Here is a 14,916-nt window from a genome sequence, read left to right as displayed (position 1 = left end):
CGGCTACGCGTTCGTCGCTTCGGCCGGCTCGGGACGTGCGGCAGCACGGTCCGGTGGGTCGATGAATCGAGGTTCACGAAGGTCCAGTCGCATCCTCCGTGCGGCGCGGTCGAGCGCTCCGAGCAACGGACGCCCGAGCACGAGGACCATCGCCGCGTTCCCGAACGCCCGGAACGTGTCCCACACGAACGATGTGGTCATGTAGTAGGTCGCGTAGTGCTGCACGTTCTCGGACAGATCCTCTTGGGGGACCCAGCCGATCGCGGTGCCCGCAGTCGTGAACGGCCACGACCACAGGTTCATCACGATCCCGAACGCGTAGCCGACCACGAACCCGTACGCGGCCAGCGCGCCCAGGCGGACTCGCCAGGATGTCTCGGTCCCGGGTAACAGACCCGCGCCCAGACCGACCCACCCGACGGCAGCCATCTGGAACGGAAGCCAGGGTCCGATCCCGCCGAGGAACAGCCCACTCGCGAACAGCCCGATCGCGCCGAGCACGAACCCGAACGCCGGTCCGAAGGCGTTCCCGGCGACGAGCACGATGATGAACATCGCCGAGAATCCGGCCACGAACCCCGGGAGGCGGAGCGCGACCATCGCGGCGCCCAAGACGCCGATCAACGCCACGCCCTTCGGGCCGATCCCTCCCCGCCCCAGGTCGAGGAACAGCACCACGGTGAGACAGCCGAGGACGGCGAGCAGCAGGAACGGGGCGTCCTCCGCGTGCGGGGAGCTCTCGCCGAGCAGTCCGGGAACCAGGAACGGCCAGAGGAACGCGAGCGCGGCGATCACGTTCGCGAGCACGAGCAGCGCGATGCGAAGGCGTGTACCGCGAACGGTTGCGGTCGCCGCCACGCTCACCGGACGACCTCTGTCGGTTGCCCGCGCGCCCCGGTCGCCTCGGCGACCTGCTCGGGGGTCAGCCAGCCCGGGCCGAACACGCGGGTCATCTGCGGCGCGAACACGTGGGAGTCGCCGAGCACCTCCGAGGGGCTGCCGTCCGCGATCACCTCGCCGCCAGCCAGCAGCACCACGCGCGTCGCGAGGGCCGCCACGAGCTCGACGTCGTGGGTGGCGAACAGTACCGTCCCTCCCTCCCGCGCGTGGGCGCGCAGGAACGTCGACAGGCGCTGCTTCGCCTCGGGGTCCAGACCTCTGGTCGGCTCGTCGAGCAGCAGCGCGGGAGCGCCCGACGCCGCCACAGCCGCCGCGGCCACCAGCAGGCGCTGTCCGGAGGACAGGTCTCTGGGATGGCGCCCCGACAACCCCTCGAGGGCGAGCCGTTGGAGGTGAGGGGCGGGTTCGCCGCTCCGGCCTCGGGCTCGCAGCGACGCGTGGATCTCGTCCTCGACGGTCTCGGCGAACAGCACGGTCTCGGGCTCCTGGGGGCACAGCGCCACGTCGATGCCTGGTCGGGGTGGTCGTGACGGGACCTCGACGCTTCCGCGCGCCGGCGCGTGCACGCCCGTCAGGCAGCGGAGCAAGGTCGTCTTGCCGGCGCCGTTGCGGCCCATCAGTGCGACGATCTCGCCCTCGCCGAGCTCGAGGTCCACGCCGTGGAGCACTCCCGCGCCCGAGTAGCCCGCGTGCAACCCGCGGGCCCGCACCAAGGGAGCTCCCGGCGTCACGGTCGGTGGGGACGGACCGACTCCGAGCGCGAGCTCACGCGCCAACGCTCGAGCCTCGCGGACGGTGATCGGAGCGGGATCCCATCCTAGGAGATCGCCGAGCCGTGTTACGGGCGGTCCACCGACGACCCTTCCGAGGAGGTCGGAGGGCGCGCCGGAGGTGACCGCTCCGTCGTGGACCGCGACGGCGATATCCGCGAACCCGGCCACCCGCTCGAGGCGGTGCTCTGCCAGCAGAACCGTCATCCCGAGGTCGTGCACCATGCGCTGGAGGGCGGCCAGGACGTCCTCTGCCCCCTGGGGATCGAGCTGACTCGTCGGCTCGTCGAGGACGAGCAGGCGCGGACCCGCCGCGAGCGCCGCCGCGATCGCCACACGTTGGCGCTCGCCACCGGAGAGCGTCCGGACGCTGCGGTCACGGAGCGGAGCGATGTCGAGCAGATCGAGCGTCTCCTCGACCCGGCGCCGCATCCGACCGGAGGGGACCTGGAGGTTCTCCATCCCGTAGGCGAGTTCCTCCTCCACCCGGTCGAGGACGAACGACGCGCCGGGATCCTGCGGGACGAACGCGACGGCGTCGGCGAGGTCGCGCGGTCGGTGCGTCGTCGTGTCGCGGCCGGCGACCGTGACCCGGCCGGCGAAGGCCCCGCCGGTGAAGTGAGGAACGAGTCCGTTCGCGGCGCGCAGCAAGGTCGACTTGCCCGCACCCGTCGGTCCCGCCGAGAGCGCGAAGGATCCCTCCGCGATGTCGAGGTCGACGTCGGTGATCGCGGATCGCTCCGAATCGGGGTAGTGGAAGGTGACCCGTTCGTAGCGCAGCGCGGGGCTCATCGTCGTTCGTCTCTCCGGGGGAGCAGCCCGGGGACCGCCAGGAGGAGTACCACGCCGACGAGCCAGGGGGTCGCCTCCGGCCAGGTGAGGGGATCGGTGATCGGGATGAGGTCCGGACGATGCGCGATCGCCTGCGAGACGAACACGCTCCCCGCGATCAGTCCGGATGCGGCGGTCACGACGGCGCCGGGGCTCCAGCGCTCGGGGCGGTAGCGCGACCGGCGCCCCCGGCCGTGACCGCGGGCGTCCATGCTCTCGGCCAGCGTCATCGCCTCTTCCATGCCCGTCTCGAGCACCGGGACCGCCAGCGCTGGGAGCGAGCGCCACTTCCGCAGTCGGAACCCGCGCAGCTCCTGTGCCTCACGGACCCGTCCGGCGGCGGCGATCGTGCGCGGCGCGATCGACAGCGCGAGCGCCGCCGCCAACGCCGGCTCGTGGAACCTCCGCGGCGCGAGCCGCAGCACCCCGAACGGATCGGTCACCGAGTTGAAGGTGCCGAACACGACGAGGAGCACGCCGAGGCGGAGCCCTTCGTAGGCCGCGTACACGACGTTGGACGCGTTCACCGTGCCGAACAGAACTAGTCCGGTCCGCAGGACGATCGCGATCACCGCGAACGTCAGGAACATCCGGAACGAGCGCGCCCATGGTCCATCTCGCTGGTGCGCGGCGTGGACGAACCAGGCGACGCCGACGAGCGGGAGCAGGTACCACGGGTTCGCCGTGCTGAACGCGACGAAGGCCGCTCCGCTCGCCCACGCGATCCACGCGACCGGGTACATCGTTAGCCGACGCGGCGCTTCCAGGTTAGGAACGCACCCGCCCCGATCAGCACCGCGAGCGCGACGAGGCTGACCACCGCGCCGGCCGCACCCGAGCTGCCGTCCTCAGCGTCGCCGAGCGCGACCGCGTTCACCGGTGTGGCGGAGGCGGCGACCGCTTCGTCGGTCATTGCCGTGTCGTCGACCCCCGTTCTCGGAGGCCGGTCGTCCTCGGGGCGGGCGTTTCGATCGTTACCGTCGTTGCGTTCCTCGCGTCGCCGCTCGTCGTCGGAACCGTTCTGGTTCCCGTTACCGTTCGCGGGTCCGCCGTTGCCACTCCCGCCGGCGTCCGATGCGGTTCCGCCCGAGCCACCGCTCGCCCCGCCAACGTTCGATCCGCCGTTGCCCCCGTTCCCACCGTTCCCGGGCGGGTCATCCGGTTCGCATACCGAGGTGAACGGGGTGACCGGGGGAGCGGGGTGGTTGGAGCCGTCCTGCCCGCTGCCCCAGCTCCATCCCTGGACGTCTCCCGGAGAGACCGAGACCGATCCGGCCCCTACGCTCGACCAGCTCCATCCGCCGGAGGGCGCGCCGCGCCAGTAGCCCCAGAAGCGAGGGAAGTCCGCGAAGCAGTCGCCGCCGCTGACCCCGACGCCCGCGATCATGCAGACGGCTTCCCCGCCGAACCCGAGGGAGTACGAGAGTCCGTACTGGCGGCTCGCGAGGCGCAGCAGCTCGATCCCGTCGACGGTTCCGGGGATCGCCACGCAGTAGGAGAGCTCCTGACCGCCCGTGTCCACGACGAGGGCGGCGTGCTGATCGCTGTCGGCACAGGCGGGCGCGGCCGAGAGCAGGGCCGGTGCCGGTGCCAGCAGCGCGACGAACAGGACGGCCGCGAGGAGCCGGCCGAGTCGCCGGCCCCCCGCGGATGTCGTTGCTTCGATCGGGGTCTGCATCGATCCGCTCCTACGCTGGGCAGGCGGGCGTCGAAGGTGCGGCCTTGGTCACCGCGGCTTCGGCGATCGGATACGGGCGACCGAGCAAACCGACGATGCCCGAGATCGTGGCGCCGGGGTCGGGTGGGGTCTTCGCCGCGCCGTTCCAGGTGAACGCGAACGCGCCGCAGCGCTTGTACTGGAGCGCCTTCAGGGCCTTCACACTGCCCGCCGGGGTTGTGGTGGCAGCAGCGGCGTACGCCTGCAGGACCAGCCCCGTGGAGTTCGCGTCGGTCGTCTGGAACCCCCACGTGTAGCCCCAGCCGCCACGAGCCGGATCGCGGATCTCGGTGAAGAACGCGAACGGGTTCTCGTCGGGCGCACCGGCGCCGGCCGCCTCGAGCGCCATCACGGCGTAGGAGGTCGTGTTCGTATCGGAGGAGAAGAAATCGTTGCCGGGATCGGCGATGCTCGTGCAGTGCTCGTCGTTGCCCGCGGTCCATCGGGCCGAGTACTCCCATCCGCCGTCCGGGCACTGCGCGTCGACGAGCCAGTCCTTCGCGCTCGCGGAGGCTCCGGAGCCCGATGCCTCCAGGGCGAGGATGCCGAGGGCCTGATCGAACACGGCGGTTCCCGCACCGAGCCGGCCGTTCGGCCGTTCCCTGTCCGCGATCGCGCCGACGAGGTCCTCTCCTCCGAAGTTCTCGGGGTTACGGCCGCCGGCCACCGCGGCGAGCGCCACCTTGGCCTGGAGCCCGGTTCCGGTCGTGTTGCCGTTCTCGGTCTGGAGCGCGAGGAAGTTCAGGGCCTTCGTGATGTTCCCCTTGCCGCGCTTGACCGCGACCAGTGAGGTGACGGCGTCGGCGGTGGAACCGATCGGGGAGAATCCGGGGAACGATCCGTTCTGCTTCTGCTGCGAAGCGAGGTAGCCCGCTGCGGTCCGTGAGCGTTTCACCTCGTCGGATGGGGCCGCGGTGGCCGGAACGGCGGTGGCCAGCGAAAGTGCAGCTACGACGAGCAGGCCGAACGACCTTCGGAGGGCGGTGCGCATGTGGAGCTCCTTCCCGGGCGTGTCCTCGCGCCCAACGGGAACGACCCTCCGCGATGGGAGGGTCGGCGCGTCGGGCGGGGCCCGGGGGCGCGACCTTCCTCCGCGGGAAGTCGTTCAGCCCTCGTGACCGACAGGGCGACCGGGCTCGCCCACCCTCGCGGATGGACCTACCGTTGCGGGACAGCGCCGGACTCTGACCGGACTTCGCCTGTCATCACGTGGAATATGTGGTTCGTGGGGAGCCTAGCAGCATCGGCACGACCTTTGCACGACCTACGAACCGGCCTGTAGACGTGCGCGCGCTTCGGCGATCACGTGTAGGGCGGCCTCGCGTCCTTCGAAGCCCTTGGTGTCGACCTTCTTGTCCTCCAGGTCCTTGTAGACCTGGAAGAAGTGCTCGATCTCGTTCAACAGGCTCGGGGGGATGTCTTCGATCCGCTCGACCTGGGACCACATCGGATCCTTGAGGGGAACGCAGAGGATCTTCTCGTCGGGACCCTTCTCGTCGGTCATGCGGAACAGTCCGACCGGTCGCGCCACGATGTGACACCCGGGGAAGGTCGGCTCACCGACGAACACGAGCGCATCGAGGGTGTCGCCGTCGCCGCCGAGGGTGTCGGCGATGAAGCCGTAGTCCGCCGGATATTGCATCGACGTGAAGAGCATCCGGTCGAGCACCATCGCTTGGGCCTCGGCGTCCCACTCGTACTTGTTCCGCGATCCCTTGGGGATCTCCACGACCACCTTGACCAGGGCATCCTCGCGCATGACCGGGAGTCTACCCTCGGGGTCGGCGCGGCCCTCGCGCTATCATCGGCGGCGTCCGAGACGTGGAGGAGAGACACGAGCCCGTGGCGAACCCGATCGGCGTCGGACCGGCGCTGCGCAAGGCCCGACTGCGACGCAACGTCACGATCGACGAAGCGAGCCGCGGGACGCGGATCAGAGCCGACTCCCTCGAGGCGCTCGAGGATGAGCGGTTCGGCGCGCTGCTGGGCGAGGTGTACGTGCGAGGAGCTCTCCGCACCTACGCTGCCTACCTCGGGCTCGATCCGGACAAGGTGTTCGAGGTCTATCAGCGTGGCACCGGCGTAGGGGCTCCCTCGCGGCCCGAACCTCCCACGCAGATCCGGCGCGCGATCGGAACCCACCGGCGGCGGGGAACGCATCGGCTCGCCTGGCTCGTCGTGGCGATCGTCGTGATCGTCGCCGGTGCGTTCGGGTTGCTGTCGCGCTCGGGTTCGACGCCCGCCCCCGCGGCGTTGCCCGCGTCGCCGGTTCTCGTCGACCCCGAGACGTCGAACGTCGTCGTGGGGATGACCTCGCGATCGGATCTGACCGTCGAGGTGGACGCCGACGGCGCCACGAGCACCGTCGAGGTTCGCCGGGGGGAGGAACGCACCTTCGAAGCGGACGATCTGTTGACGCTCGGGCTGCCGGACGGCGGTCCGGCGACGATCACGATCAACGGGACCGGGCCGATCGAGGTCGCGAAGGGGGAACGCGCGTGGAGCGACGCGTTCAGCGATACGAGCGTGATCCCTCCTCCGGAGGATGGACGGATCCGGGCGACCCGTGCCCTCGGAGCGATCGCCGCGGCTCGAGAGGCCGCCGCGGAGGCCACGTCGGATCCCGACGGCACCAGTCCCACCGCCGATCCGTCGATGCCCGCGGAGGATCCGGCGTGAGGGCAGAGCTGATTGGGGTCGGGACCGAGCTGCTGCTCGGACAGATCGCGAACACGAACGCGCAGTGGATCTCGCAGCGACTCGCCGCGGTCGGCGTCGACGTGCTCCACCATCGGGTCGTGGGCGACAATCGCGAGCGGATCGTGGATGCCCTCCGCGGCGCGGCCGCCCGTGCCGACGTCGTGGTGGTGACCGGCGGGCTCGGACCGACCGAGGACGACATCACGCGAGACGCACTCGCGGAGGTGCTCGGCACGCCGATGGTGCGCCGCGCCGAGATCGAGACCTATCTCCGCGAACGTTTCGCAGCTCTCGGTCGCGAGATGCCGCTACGCAACCTCCGACAGGCCGACGTCCCTGAGGGGACGCGCTACCTCATGCCGACGCGCGGGACGGCGCCCGGACTGATCGCGGACGTTCCGTCGGGCGGCACCGTGTACCTGTTGCCCGGCGTTCCCTCGGAGATGCGCGAGATGATGGACGACCCGATCCTTCCCGAGCTCGCCTCGGCGACCGGTTCGGTGATCGTGTCGCGGATCGTGCGGTGTGCGGGGATCGGTGAATCGTCCGTGGCCGAGCAGCTGGCGGATCTGTTCGACGTGTCGGAGAACCCGACCGTCGCCTACCTCGCGAGCCTGGGCGAGGTGAAGGTGCGGCTGACCGCCAAGGCCTCCACGACCGCAGAGGCCGAGGAGCTGATCGCACCGGTGCTCGCGCAGGTCCTCGACCGGCTCGGCGACGTCGTGTTCACCGTCGATGACGAGACGTTGGAAGAGGCGGTCTCCCGGCTCCTGTTGGCGGCGGGGACCCGGATCGCGGTCGCGGAATCCCTGACCGGAGGAGGCGTCGCCGAACGTCTGACCCGCGCACCGGGGAGCTCCCGGACGTTCGTGGGTGGCGCGGTCACCTACGACGTCGATGCGAAGATGCGCGTGCTCGGCGTGACTCGCCTCACGGTCGAGACGCACGGGGTGGTGAGTCGCGCCTGTGCCCTGGAGATGGCGTCGGGCGTTCGCAAACTGCTCGGAGCGCCGCTCGGCCTGTCGCTGACCGGTGCGGCCGGTCCCGAACCGCACGACGGTGCCGCGCCGGGAACGGTGTGGATCGCGCTCGTGGACGACGCCACGGTGCACGCCCGCGGGTTCGCCTCGCCCGGCGAGCGCGATCAGGTACGGCGCTGGGCAGAGCAAGCGGCCCTGGACCTCGTCCGACGCCACCTCGAGGCACGGCCCCTCCCGGGATCGGACCTCGACGCCTAAGGCGGGACCGGGATGCCGAGCGCCCGCACCGGCGAGGACAAGCGCGTTCGGCTGTTCGTCGGGGTGGAGCTGCCCGACGCGGCTCGCGGCGATCTGGCGACGTCGATCGAGGTGCTGCGAACATCGGTTCCGGTCGGTCGTTGGACCCCCGCGGCGAACTGGCACGCGACCGTCAAGTTCCTGGGATGGGTCCGGCCGTCGATCCTGCCGATGGTTCGGGAGGCGGCCGAATGGATCGCGCGTTCCGAGCCCCGCTTCACGACCCGGCTCACCGCCCTCGGGACGTTCCCTCCGGGGCGACGGCGCTCGCGTGTGCTGTGGGCGGGGATGGACGACGAGGGTGGTGGGTTCGCGCGGCTCTCGGCCGCGCTCAACGCCGCGCTCACCCCGGTGATCGAGCCGGAGGGGCGCGCATTCACCCCCCACGTCACGCTCGCCCGGTTCGACCCGCCGATCGCGTTGCCGGCCGAGCTCCCGCCGCTCGTCTCGGAGCCGTTCGAAGTGGCCCACCTGGTGCTGTTCCGCAGTCACCTGCGGGGCCGGGCACCCATCTACGAACAGATCGCCTCGTTCCCGCTCGGGGTCTGAGTGAACCGAGCCGCGCGCGGGGATCACCGCCCGCCGAGCTGAACCCATCGGGGACACGAGCGCACGTGGTCGTTGACCATCCCGACCGCCTGCATGAACGCATAGACCGTCGTCGGTCCGACGAATCCGAACCCACGGCGCTTGAGTTCGCGGCTGATCGTCGCGGACGTCGGTGTCTCGGAAGGGATATCGTCGATCGTGTCGAACCGATCGATCAGGGGCGCTCCACCGGCGAGCCCCCAGAGGAACGCGTCGAACGAGCCGAACTCGCGCTGGATCTCGAGGACGCGAGCCGCGTTGTTCACGGTCGAGGAGATCTTCCCCCGATGCCGCACGATCGAGGGGTCGGCGACCAGGCGGTCGATCGCGTCCTCGTCGAAGCTCGCGACCCGGGCGGGATCGAACCCGGCGAAGGCTGCGCGATAGCCCGCACGCTTGTGCAGGATCGTCGACCACGACAGCCCCGCCTGCGCCCCCTCGAGCGTGAGCATCTCCAGGAGGCGCGGGTCCTCGTGCACCGGGACGCCCCACTCATCGTCGTGGTAAGCCACGTATGCAGGATCGTCGCTCCGCGCCCAGGCGCAGCGCACCCCGGACGAAGGAGCCTCACTCGGCATGGGGCAACGCTAGCGCGCACCGACGACACGCGGGCGAGGGCTACGGGCCGGGAGGCGTCGGGTCGGAGGCCACCACGTCGTCGAAGTTGTAGGTCGCCGTCTTCTCGTTGTCGTCGCCGATCTGGACCCGGCCGATCCCGAGCGCCCCGAAGTCGGCCGCGAACGTTCCCAGCGGCGTGTCGTTGAGCTCAGCCGTGATCTGACCGGCGGGGCCGTCGCCGCACAGCTCGAGCGTGTTCCAGCCCGCGGGAAGCTTCACTCCGGCAACGGTGTAGGTGATGTCGGAGAGGTCGGCGCGGACCCGGATCCTGCGGTCCGCGTCGATGAAGATGCGTGCGAGTCCGGTTCCGTCCTGCTCGCGGAGCCGCAACAGCGTCAGGGAGTCCGCGTGCGAGACGACGTTGACCGCCGCCTCGAAGCACACGTCCGGCTCGGGAGCTCCCAGGTCGCGGAACGCGAACGCCTTGTCGAGGGTGAGCGCACTCCCCGCGCTGGGGGTCGCGGCACCGAACGATGCAGCGTCGATCGAGAAGCCCTTCACGGAACTCCAATGCTCGAAGGCGTCGGTGAAGTCGTCGGCGAAGGGCAGACCCTGGCCGGGTTCGGGGAGTGCTGCGCCCTCCGCGAAGGCCGCGAATCCGCGGCGAGGAGCGCCGGAGACGATCGTGAAGTCCCCGCCGATGAACAGATGGGTACCGCCCGACATCGCGAAGACTCCGTGCACGCTGTTCGCGAACGCTCCCCATTCGACCCGCGCGCCGTCGGTCGAGACCGCGGCGATCTTGTTCTCCGGCTGTCCGGTGAAGATCTCGAAGTGTCCACCGACGTACACGATCCCGTCCTGCGCGTGGACGGCCTGGACGTCACCGTCGCCTCCGACCGCCCACATCTGCTGACCGGTCGTCATCACGTGCTTGGTCACTTCGTTCGAGCGCGAACCCACGTAGACGTGCTCGCCGAGCGCCGAGAGCGCGAGCACCTGATCGAGAGGGGGCGTCGCCCACGGCTTCACCTTCGCGCCCGTGTGCGTGACCGTGGCCACGAACGGCCGGGAGAACGCGCCGATCGATCCGAAGGTCCCTCCGATCACGAGCCGCGTCGGCGTGACGGCGAGCGCCCGCACGCTGCGGTCGACGTCGCCCGGGTACCACGTCTTCATCACCTTGCCCGTCGTCGCGTTGAGGGCCGCGAGGCCGCGCCGGGTCGTTCCCGAGATCGTTCCGAACGTTCCTCCGAGGTACAGACGCGTCCCCCAGGTCGCCAGCGCGCGAACCGGAGCGCTCACCTTCGGCCGCCAACCCGCCACCGCCACACCGGTGATCGGGTCGACCGCCGCGAGGTTGAACACCTCGGCGCCGCCGACCGAGCGCAGCTGCCCGCCGATGAAGATCCGCGAGCCGTCGGGCGCCGCCGCGAGTGAGAACACCTCATCGTCGGCGCTCGGGTCCCAGGCGGTCGGCTCGCCGGTCGTCAGGTCGATCGCGGCAAGCCGGGAACGCGGGAGGGAGTTTCCGTTCCCGTCGTGCACCTCGGTGAATCGGCCGCCGAGGTAGACGGTCGTGCCGACCTGGACGATCGCGTTGACGCGTCCGTTCGTCTGCCAGGTGGGATCCGGCGCCGCCTCGACGAACGCGGGCGCCGGCCCCGCCATGATCCCGGCGAGCAGCAACGCGGACACCAGCAGACCGCCCGCACGCAGGCGTCGTCGAGATGGGGTGGTCGTCACTGCCGCGCTCCTCTCGGCCCCCCGAGCCGCCTCGGGGGACGCCCCATCGTGCGGGATGGAGGGGGATGAGGACAACCGGCCTCGGCCCTAGGGCCTGTGCGCTCGACCTGCGGAGTTGGGAGATGCTTGCCTTCGAACACGTGTTCGACTAGCTTCGGGCTTGCCAGTTCGCGAATGACAGGGGTGTAATCCATGTCAGACCCCCTCGGTAGCGTTCGCCGCGATCGGTTCCTCGCTCGCGAGGCGCAGAGGGTCACAACGGTCTCGGAGGCGCTCCGCGTGCGTCGACGAGGGGGATGAAGGAGGACCGCATGGATCGGGACAAGATGCTCGACGTCACGCTCTCCCAGATCGAGAAGCAGTTCGGCAAGGGTGCCGTGATGAAGCTCGGTGAACACTCGATGAGCGACGGCATCTCGATCATCCCGACGGGGTCGATGGCGCTCGACATCGCGCTCGGCGTCGGTGGCATCCCGAAGGGGCGTGTCGTCGAGGTCTTCGGTCCCGAGGGCTCGGGCAAGACGACCGTCTGTCTGCACATCATCGCCGAGGCCCAGAAGAAGGGCGGCATCGCCGCATTCATCGATGCCGAGCACGCGCTCGACCCGACCTATGCCAAGGAGCTGGGCGTCAACATCGACGAGCTGCTCGTCTCGCAGCCGGACTCGGGGGAACAGGCACTCGAGATCTCCGACATGCTCGTGCGTTCGGGAGCGCTCGATCTCGTCGTGATCGACTCCGTCGCGGCGCTCGTCCCGCGTGCCGAGATCGAGGGCGAGATGGGCGACACCCACGTCGGTCTGCAGGCGCGCCTGATGTCGCAGGCGATGCGCAAGCTCTCCGGCTCCCTCTCGCGTTTCGACACCACCGCGATCTTCATCAACCAGCTCCGGGAGAAGATCGGCGTCATGTACGGGAGCCCCGAAACCACCCCCGGCGGTCGCGCGCTGAAGTTCTACGCGTCGGTGCGACTCGATGTTCGCAAGATCGAGAACCTGAAGGATGGCACCGAGGTGGTCGGATCACGCACGCGGGTCAAGGTCGTGAAGAACAAGGTGGCCCCGCCCTTCCGTCAGTGCGAGTTCGACATCATGTACGGCAAGGGCGTGTCGGCCGAGGGCAGCCTGCTCGACGTCGGGGTCGATCTCGAGATCGTCAAGAAGTCCGGCGCGTGGTTCACCTACGAGGGTGAACAGCTGGGACAGGGTCGTGAGAACGCGCGGCAGTTCCTGGTCGAGAACACCGATGTCCGACAGGAGATCGAGCGCCGCGTTCGCGAGGCGGTCGGACTCGATGTCTTCGGCGCCGAGGACGACAAGCCGATCGAGATCCCCGACAGCGAGGCGCCTCCGGCGGCCGAGTCCGCCACGCCGACGGCGGATGCACCTGCACCGAAGTCCAAAGGGAAGCAGCCGGCCGACGCGTCCGCCAACTAGCGGGGCCGTGATGAGCGCCGACATCGGCACGCAGACGGGCTCCGACCCTCAAGCAGGGTCCGATACCCGGGCCGCGCGGGGTAGTCGGAAGCTCGGGCTGCATGACCGAGCGCTCAGGCTCTTGGCGGTGCGGATGCGCAGCCGCCGCGAGCTCGAACAGCGGCTGGTCCGCGCGGGATTCGAACGCGACGAGGTCGCCGCCGAGCTCGTTCGACTCGAGGAGGCCGGCCTGCTCGATGACGAAGCCTTCGCCGACGCGCTCACCGAGCAGGCGATCACCAGCCGAAAGGGTGGTCGGGCGATCGCGAACGCCCTGTATGCGAAGGGCATCGATCGTTCGACGATCGACCGAGCGGTGGAGGGCTCGCGCGAGGGAGAGTTCGACCGAGCAATGGAGTTCGCCGAGGGCCGTGCGCGACGGATGACCGGCCTCCCGGATGCGAAGGCGTTCCAGCGCCTGTCTTCCGCCCTGATGCGGCGGGGTTTCTCTCCCGACACGTCGCGGACCGTCGCGCGGAAGGCGCTCGACGTGGAGGGCTCGGACGAGGCATAGCCGGGTTCCGGCGGAGGCAACCCTTGCCCGATCCGAGGGCCGGGCGTATGTTGGTCGGACAGAGAGAATGTCCTACGACCTGATCGACATACGCGATGAAAGAGCGCTCTTGACCAGCGGAAACGACCATCTGGGACACAGCGGAAGCGGAGGGCGCGCGACGCCTCGACGGCAGTTGAACACCTAAGACCCTCCACCCTCATTCGCGTACGCCGAGGACGGCCGATGGGCCCTCTCCTCGGCGTTCTTTGCGTTCTGAGGAGGCAACGATGACGGAGGCATTGGTCGCGGTCGCCGCGCTCGCCGTCGGGGTTGCGATCGGCTTCCTGGCACGGAAGGCGATCGCTTCATCCCAGGCGCACAGCGCTGAGGCGACCGCTCGGAAGGTCGTCCTCGATGCGGAGGTCGAGGCCACGACGATGTCGCAGGTGGCGCTGACCGAGGCGAACCAGGAGATCGTCTCGATGCGCCGCGAAGCGGAGGAGGAGTTGCGCCTTCGCCGCGAGGAGCTCCAGCGCCAGGAGCAGCGCATGTCCCAGCAGGAGGAACGGGTCCACGAGAAGGACGAGCACCTCGAGCGCAAGCTCCTCGAGCACGAGGAGCGTCGTCAGGAGTTGAACGATCGCGACAAGGCACTCGCGGAGGTGCGGGAGGCCCTGGAAGCGCAGGTCGAGGTCCAGCGCGCCAAGCTCGAGCAGATCGCGAGCCTGACCGCGAGCGAAGCCAGAGATGCCCTGGCGGACCAGGTGGTCGACGAGGCGAAGCGACGCGCGATGTCGACCGTCCGCGAGATCGAGGAACGCGCCCGCGAGGACGGCGAGCAGCGCGCCCGCAAGATCGTCACGATCGCGATCCAGCGGGTCGCCTCGCAGCAGACGGCCGAGTCGACGGTGTCGGTATTCACGCTTCCGACCGACGACATGAAGGGACGCATCATCGGCCGGGAGGGACGAAACATCCGCGCCTTCGAGGCTGCGACCGGGGTGAACCTGATCATCGACGACACGCCCGACACGGTCGTGCTCTCGAGCTTCGATCCGGTACGCCGCGAGGCCGCGCGTATGACCCTCGAGAAGCTCGTCGGCGACGGCCGGATCCAGCCCGCCAGGATCGAGGAGATGCACGCGCGCTCGATGGAGGAGATCGAGGAGCAGATCCGCCGGGCGGGGGAGGAGGCGGTGCTCGAGGTCGGGATCCCCGACCTCCACGCGGAGCTGGTCCGCCTGCTCGGGGCGCTCCAGTTCCGTACCTCCTACGGGCAGAACGTGCTGAAGCATCTGCTCGAATCGGCGCACATCGCGACCTCACTGGCGGCGGAGATCGGGATCGACCCGACCGTGGCCAAGCGCGGCGCGTTCCTTCATGACATCGGCAAGGCCGTGACCCACGAGGTCGAGGGCTCGCACGCGTTGATCGGCGCGGAGATCGCACGCCGGCTCGGTGAGGCACCCGAGGTCGTGCACTGCATCGAGGCCCACCACGGCGAGGTGGAGCAACGCACGGTGGACGCCGTGCTCGCCCAGGTCGCCGACGGCATCAGCGGCGGTCGTCCGGGCGCGCGCCGGGAGAGCCTCGAGACCTACGTGAAGCGCCTCGAGCGTCTCGAGGAGATCTGCCAGGCGTTCGAGGGGGTCGAGAAGGTGTTCGCGATGCAGGCCGGCCGTGAGGTCCGCGTGATCGTCCAGCCCGACGGGGTCGACGACCTCGCCGCCGGCGTGATGGCGCGCGACATCGCCAAGCAGGTCGAGGAAGAACTCCAGTACCCGGGGCAGATCAAGATCACGGTCGTGCGCGAGAGCCGCTCGATCGAGTTCGCCCGCTAGCTCCGGTACGCTCGTAG

At 69.8% G+C, this 14,916-nt stretch carries 14 protein-coding genes and 1 riboswitch; of the genes, 6 read left to right on the top strand and 8 right to left on the bottom strand.

The window, feature by feature from the left end; all coding sequences use genetic code 11:
• Positions 1–3: 3 nt before the first annotated feature.
• The 6 genes from WEF05_07305 to WEF05_07280 all read right to left on the bottom strand — a co-directional run bounded on the left by WEF05_07305 (position 4) and on the right by WEF05_07280 (position 5,977).
• Positions 4–864, bottom strand: coding sequence for an ECF transporter S component (locus WEF05_07305; protein MEX1101689.1), 861 nt, complete (start codon positions 862–864; stop codon positions 4–6).
• Positions 861–2,462 (bottom strand): ATP-binding cassette domain-containing protein, encoded by a 1,602-nt coding sequence (locus WEF05_07300; protein MEX1101688.1) that lies wholly within the window; start codon positions 2,460–2,462, stop codon positions 861–863. The genes WEF05_07305 and WEF05_07300 overlap by 4 nt, the downstream gene beginning before the upstream one ends.
• On the bottom strand, positions 2,459–3,244 hold the full coding sequence (locus tag WEF05_07295; GenBank protein MEX1101687.1) for an energy-coupling factor transporter transmembrane component T: 786 nt from the start codon (positions 3,242–3,244) through the stop codon (positions 2,459–2,461). The genes WEF05_07300 and WEF05_07295 overlap by 4 nt, the downstream gene beginning before the upstream one ends.
• A 2-nt stretch (positions 3,245–3,246) precedes the next feature.
• On the bottom strand, positions 3,247–4,179 hold the full coding sequence (locus WEF05_07290) for a hypothetical protein (protein ID MEX1101686.1): 933 nt from the start codon (positions 4,177–4,179) through the stop codon (positions 3,247–3,249).
• Between the two features lie 10 nt (positions 4,180–4,189).
• The gene (locus tag WEF05_07285; protein MEX1101685.1) at positions 4,190–5,209 is read right to left on the bottom strand and encodes a hypothetical protein; all 1,020 of its coding nucleotides are present in this window, start codon (positions 5,207–5,209) and stop codon (positions 4,190–4,192) included.
• 116 nt (positions 5,210–5,325) lie between these two features.
• A riboswitch (cobalamin riboswitch) is annotated at positions 5,326–5,471 on the bottom strand.
• Positions 5,472–5,482: 11 nt separating this feature from the next.
• Complete coding sequence (locus WEF05_07280) at positions 5,483–5,977, bottom strand: inorganic diphosphatase (protein ID MEX1101684.1); 495 nt, start codon at positions 5,975–5,977, stop codon at positions 5,483–5,485.
• A gap of 83 nt (positions 5,978–6,060) precedes the next feature.
• Between WEF05_07280 and WEF05_07275 the strand changes: the two genes are divergently transcribed.
• The 3 genes from WEF05_07275 to thpR are packed head-to-tail and all read left to right on the top strand — an operon-like array spanning position 6,061 to position 8,744.
• On the top strand, positions 6,061–6,897 hold the full coding sequence (locus tag WEF05_07275) for a helix-turn-helix transcriptional regulator (GenBank protein MEX1101683.1): 837 nt from the start codon (positions 6,061–6,063) through the stop codon (positions 6,895–6,897).
• A complete protein-coding gene (locus WEF05_07270; protein MEX1101682.1) occupies positions 6,894–8,156 on the top strand; it encodes a competence/damage-inducible protein A in 1,263 nt (420 codons plus the stop codon). Before WEF05_07275 ends, WEF05_07270 begins: the two co-directional genes overlap by 4 nt.
• 12 nt (positions 8,157–8,168) lie before the next feature.
• Positions 8,169–8,744 carry an RNA 2',3'-cyclic phosphodiesterase gene (gene thpR, locus WEF05_07265; GenBank protein MEX1101681.1) on the top strand — a complete coding sequence of 192 codons (576 nt, stop codon included), beginning with the start codon at positions 8,169–8,171 and terminating at the stop codon, positions 8,742–8,744.
• 23 nt (positions 8,745–8,767) lie between these two features.
• Here thpR and WEF05_07260 read toward each other — a convergent pair whose 3' ends face one another.
• The gene (locus tag WEF05_07260) at positions 8,768–9,361 is read right to left on the bottom strand and encodes a DNA-3-methyladenine glycosylase I (protein ID MEX1101680.1); all 594 of its coding nucleotides are present in this window, start codon (positions 9,359–9,361) and stop codon (positions 8,768–8,770) included.
• A gap of 40 nt (positions 9,362–9,401) precedes the next feature.
• Positions 9,402–11,087, bottom strand: a complete 1,686-nt coding sequence (locus WEF05_07255) for a hypothetical protein (protein MEX1101679.1) — start codon at positions 11,085–11,087, stop codon at positions 9,402–9,404.
• 311 nt (positions 11,088–11,398) lie between these two features.
• Between WEF05_07255 and recA the strand changes: the two genes are divergently transcribed.
• The 3 genes from recA to rny all read left to right on the top strand — a co-directional run bounded on the left by recA (position 11,399) and on the right by rny (position 14,899).
• Complete coding sequence (gene recA, locus WEF05_07250) at positions 11,399–12,523, top strand: recombinase RecA (protein ID MEX1101678.1); 1,125 nt, start codon at positions 11,399–11,401, stop codon at positions 12,521–12,523.
• Between the two features lie 133 nt (positions 12,524–12,656).
• On the top strand, positions 12,657–13,076 hold the full coding sequence (locus WEF05_07245) for a regulatory protein RecX (GenBank protein MEX1101677.1): 420 nt from the start codon (positions 12,657–12,659) through the stop codon (positions 13,074–13,076).
• A 269-nt stretch (positions 13,077–13,345) separates the two neighbouring features.
• Positions 13,346–14,899 (top strand): ribonuclease Y, encoded by a 1,554-nt coding sequence (gene rny, locus WEF05_07240; protein ID MEX1101676.1) that lies wholly within the window; start codon positions 13,346–13,348, stop codon positions 14,897–14,899.
• The last annotated feature ends 17 nt before the right edge of the window (positions 14,900–14,916 follow it).

This window comes from Actinomycetota bacterium (assembly GCA_040881665.1).
Classification (GTDB): domain Bacteria; phylum Actinomycetota; class UBA4738; order UBA4738; family HRBIN12; genus JBBDWR01.
The sequence above is the reverse complement of the archived record's forward strand: the minus strand, read 5'-3'. Positions and strand labels throughout refer to the sequence as shown.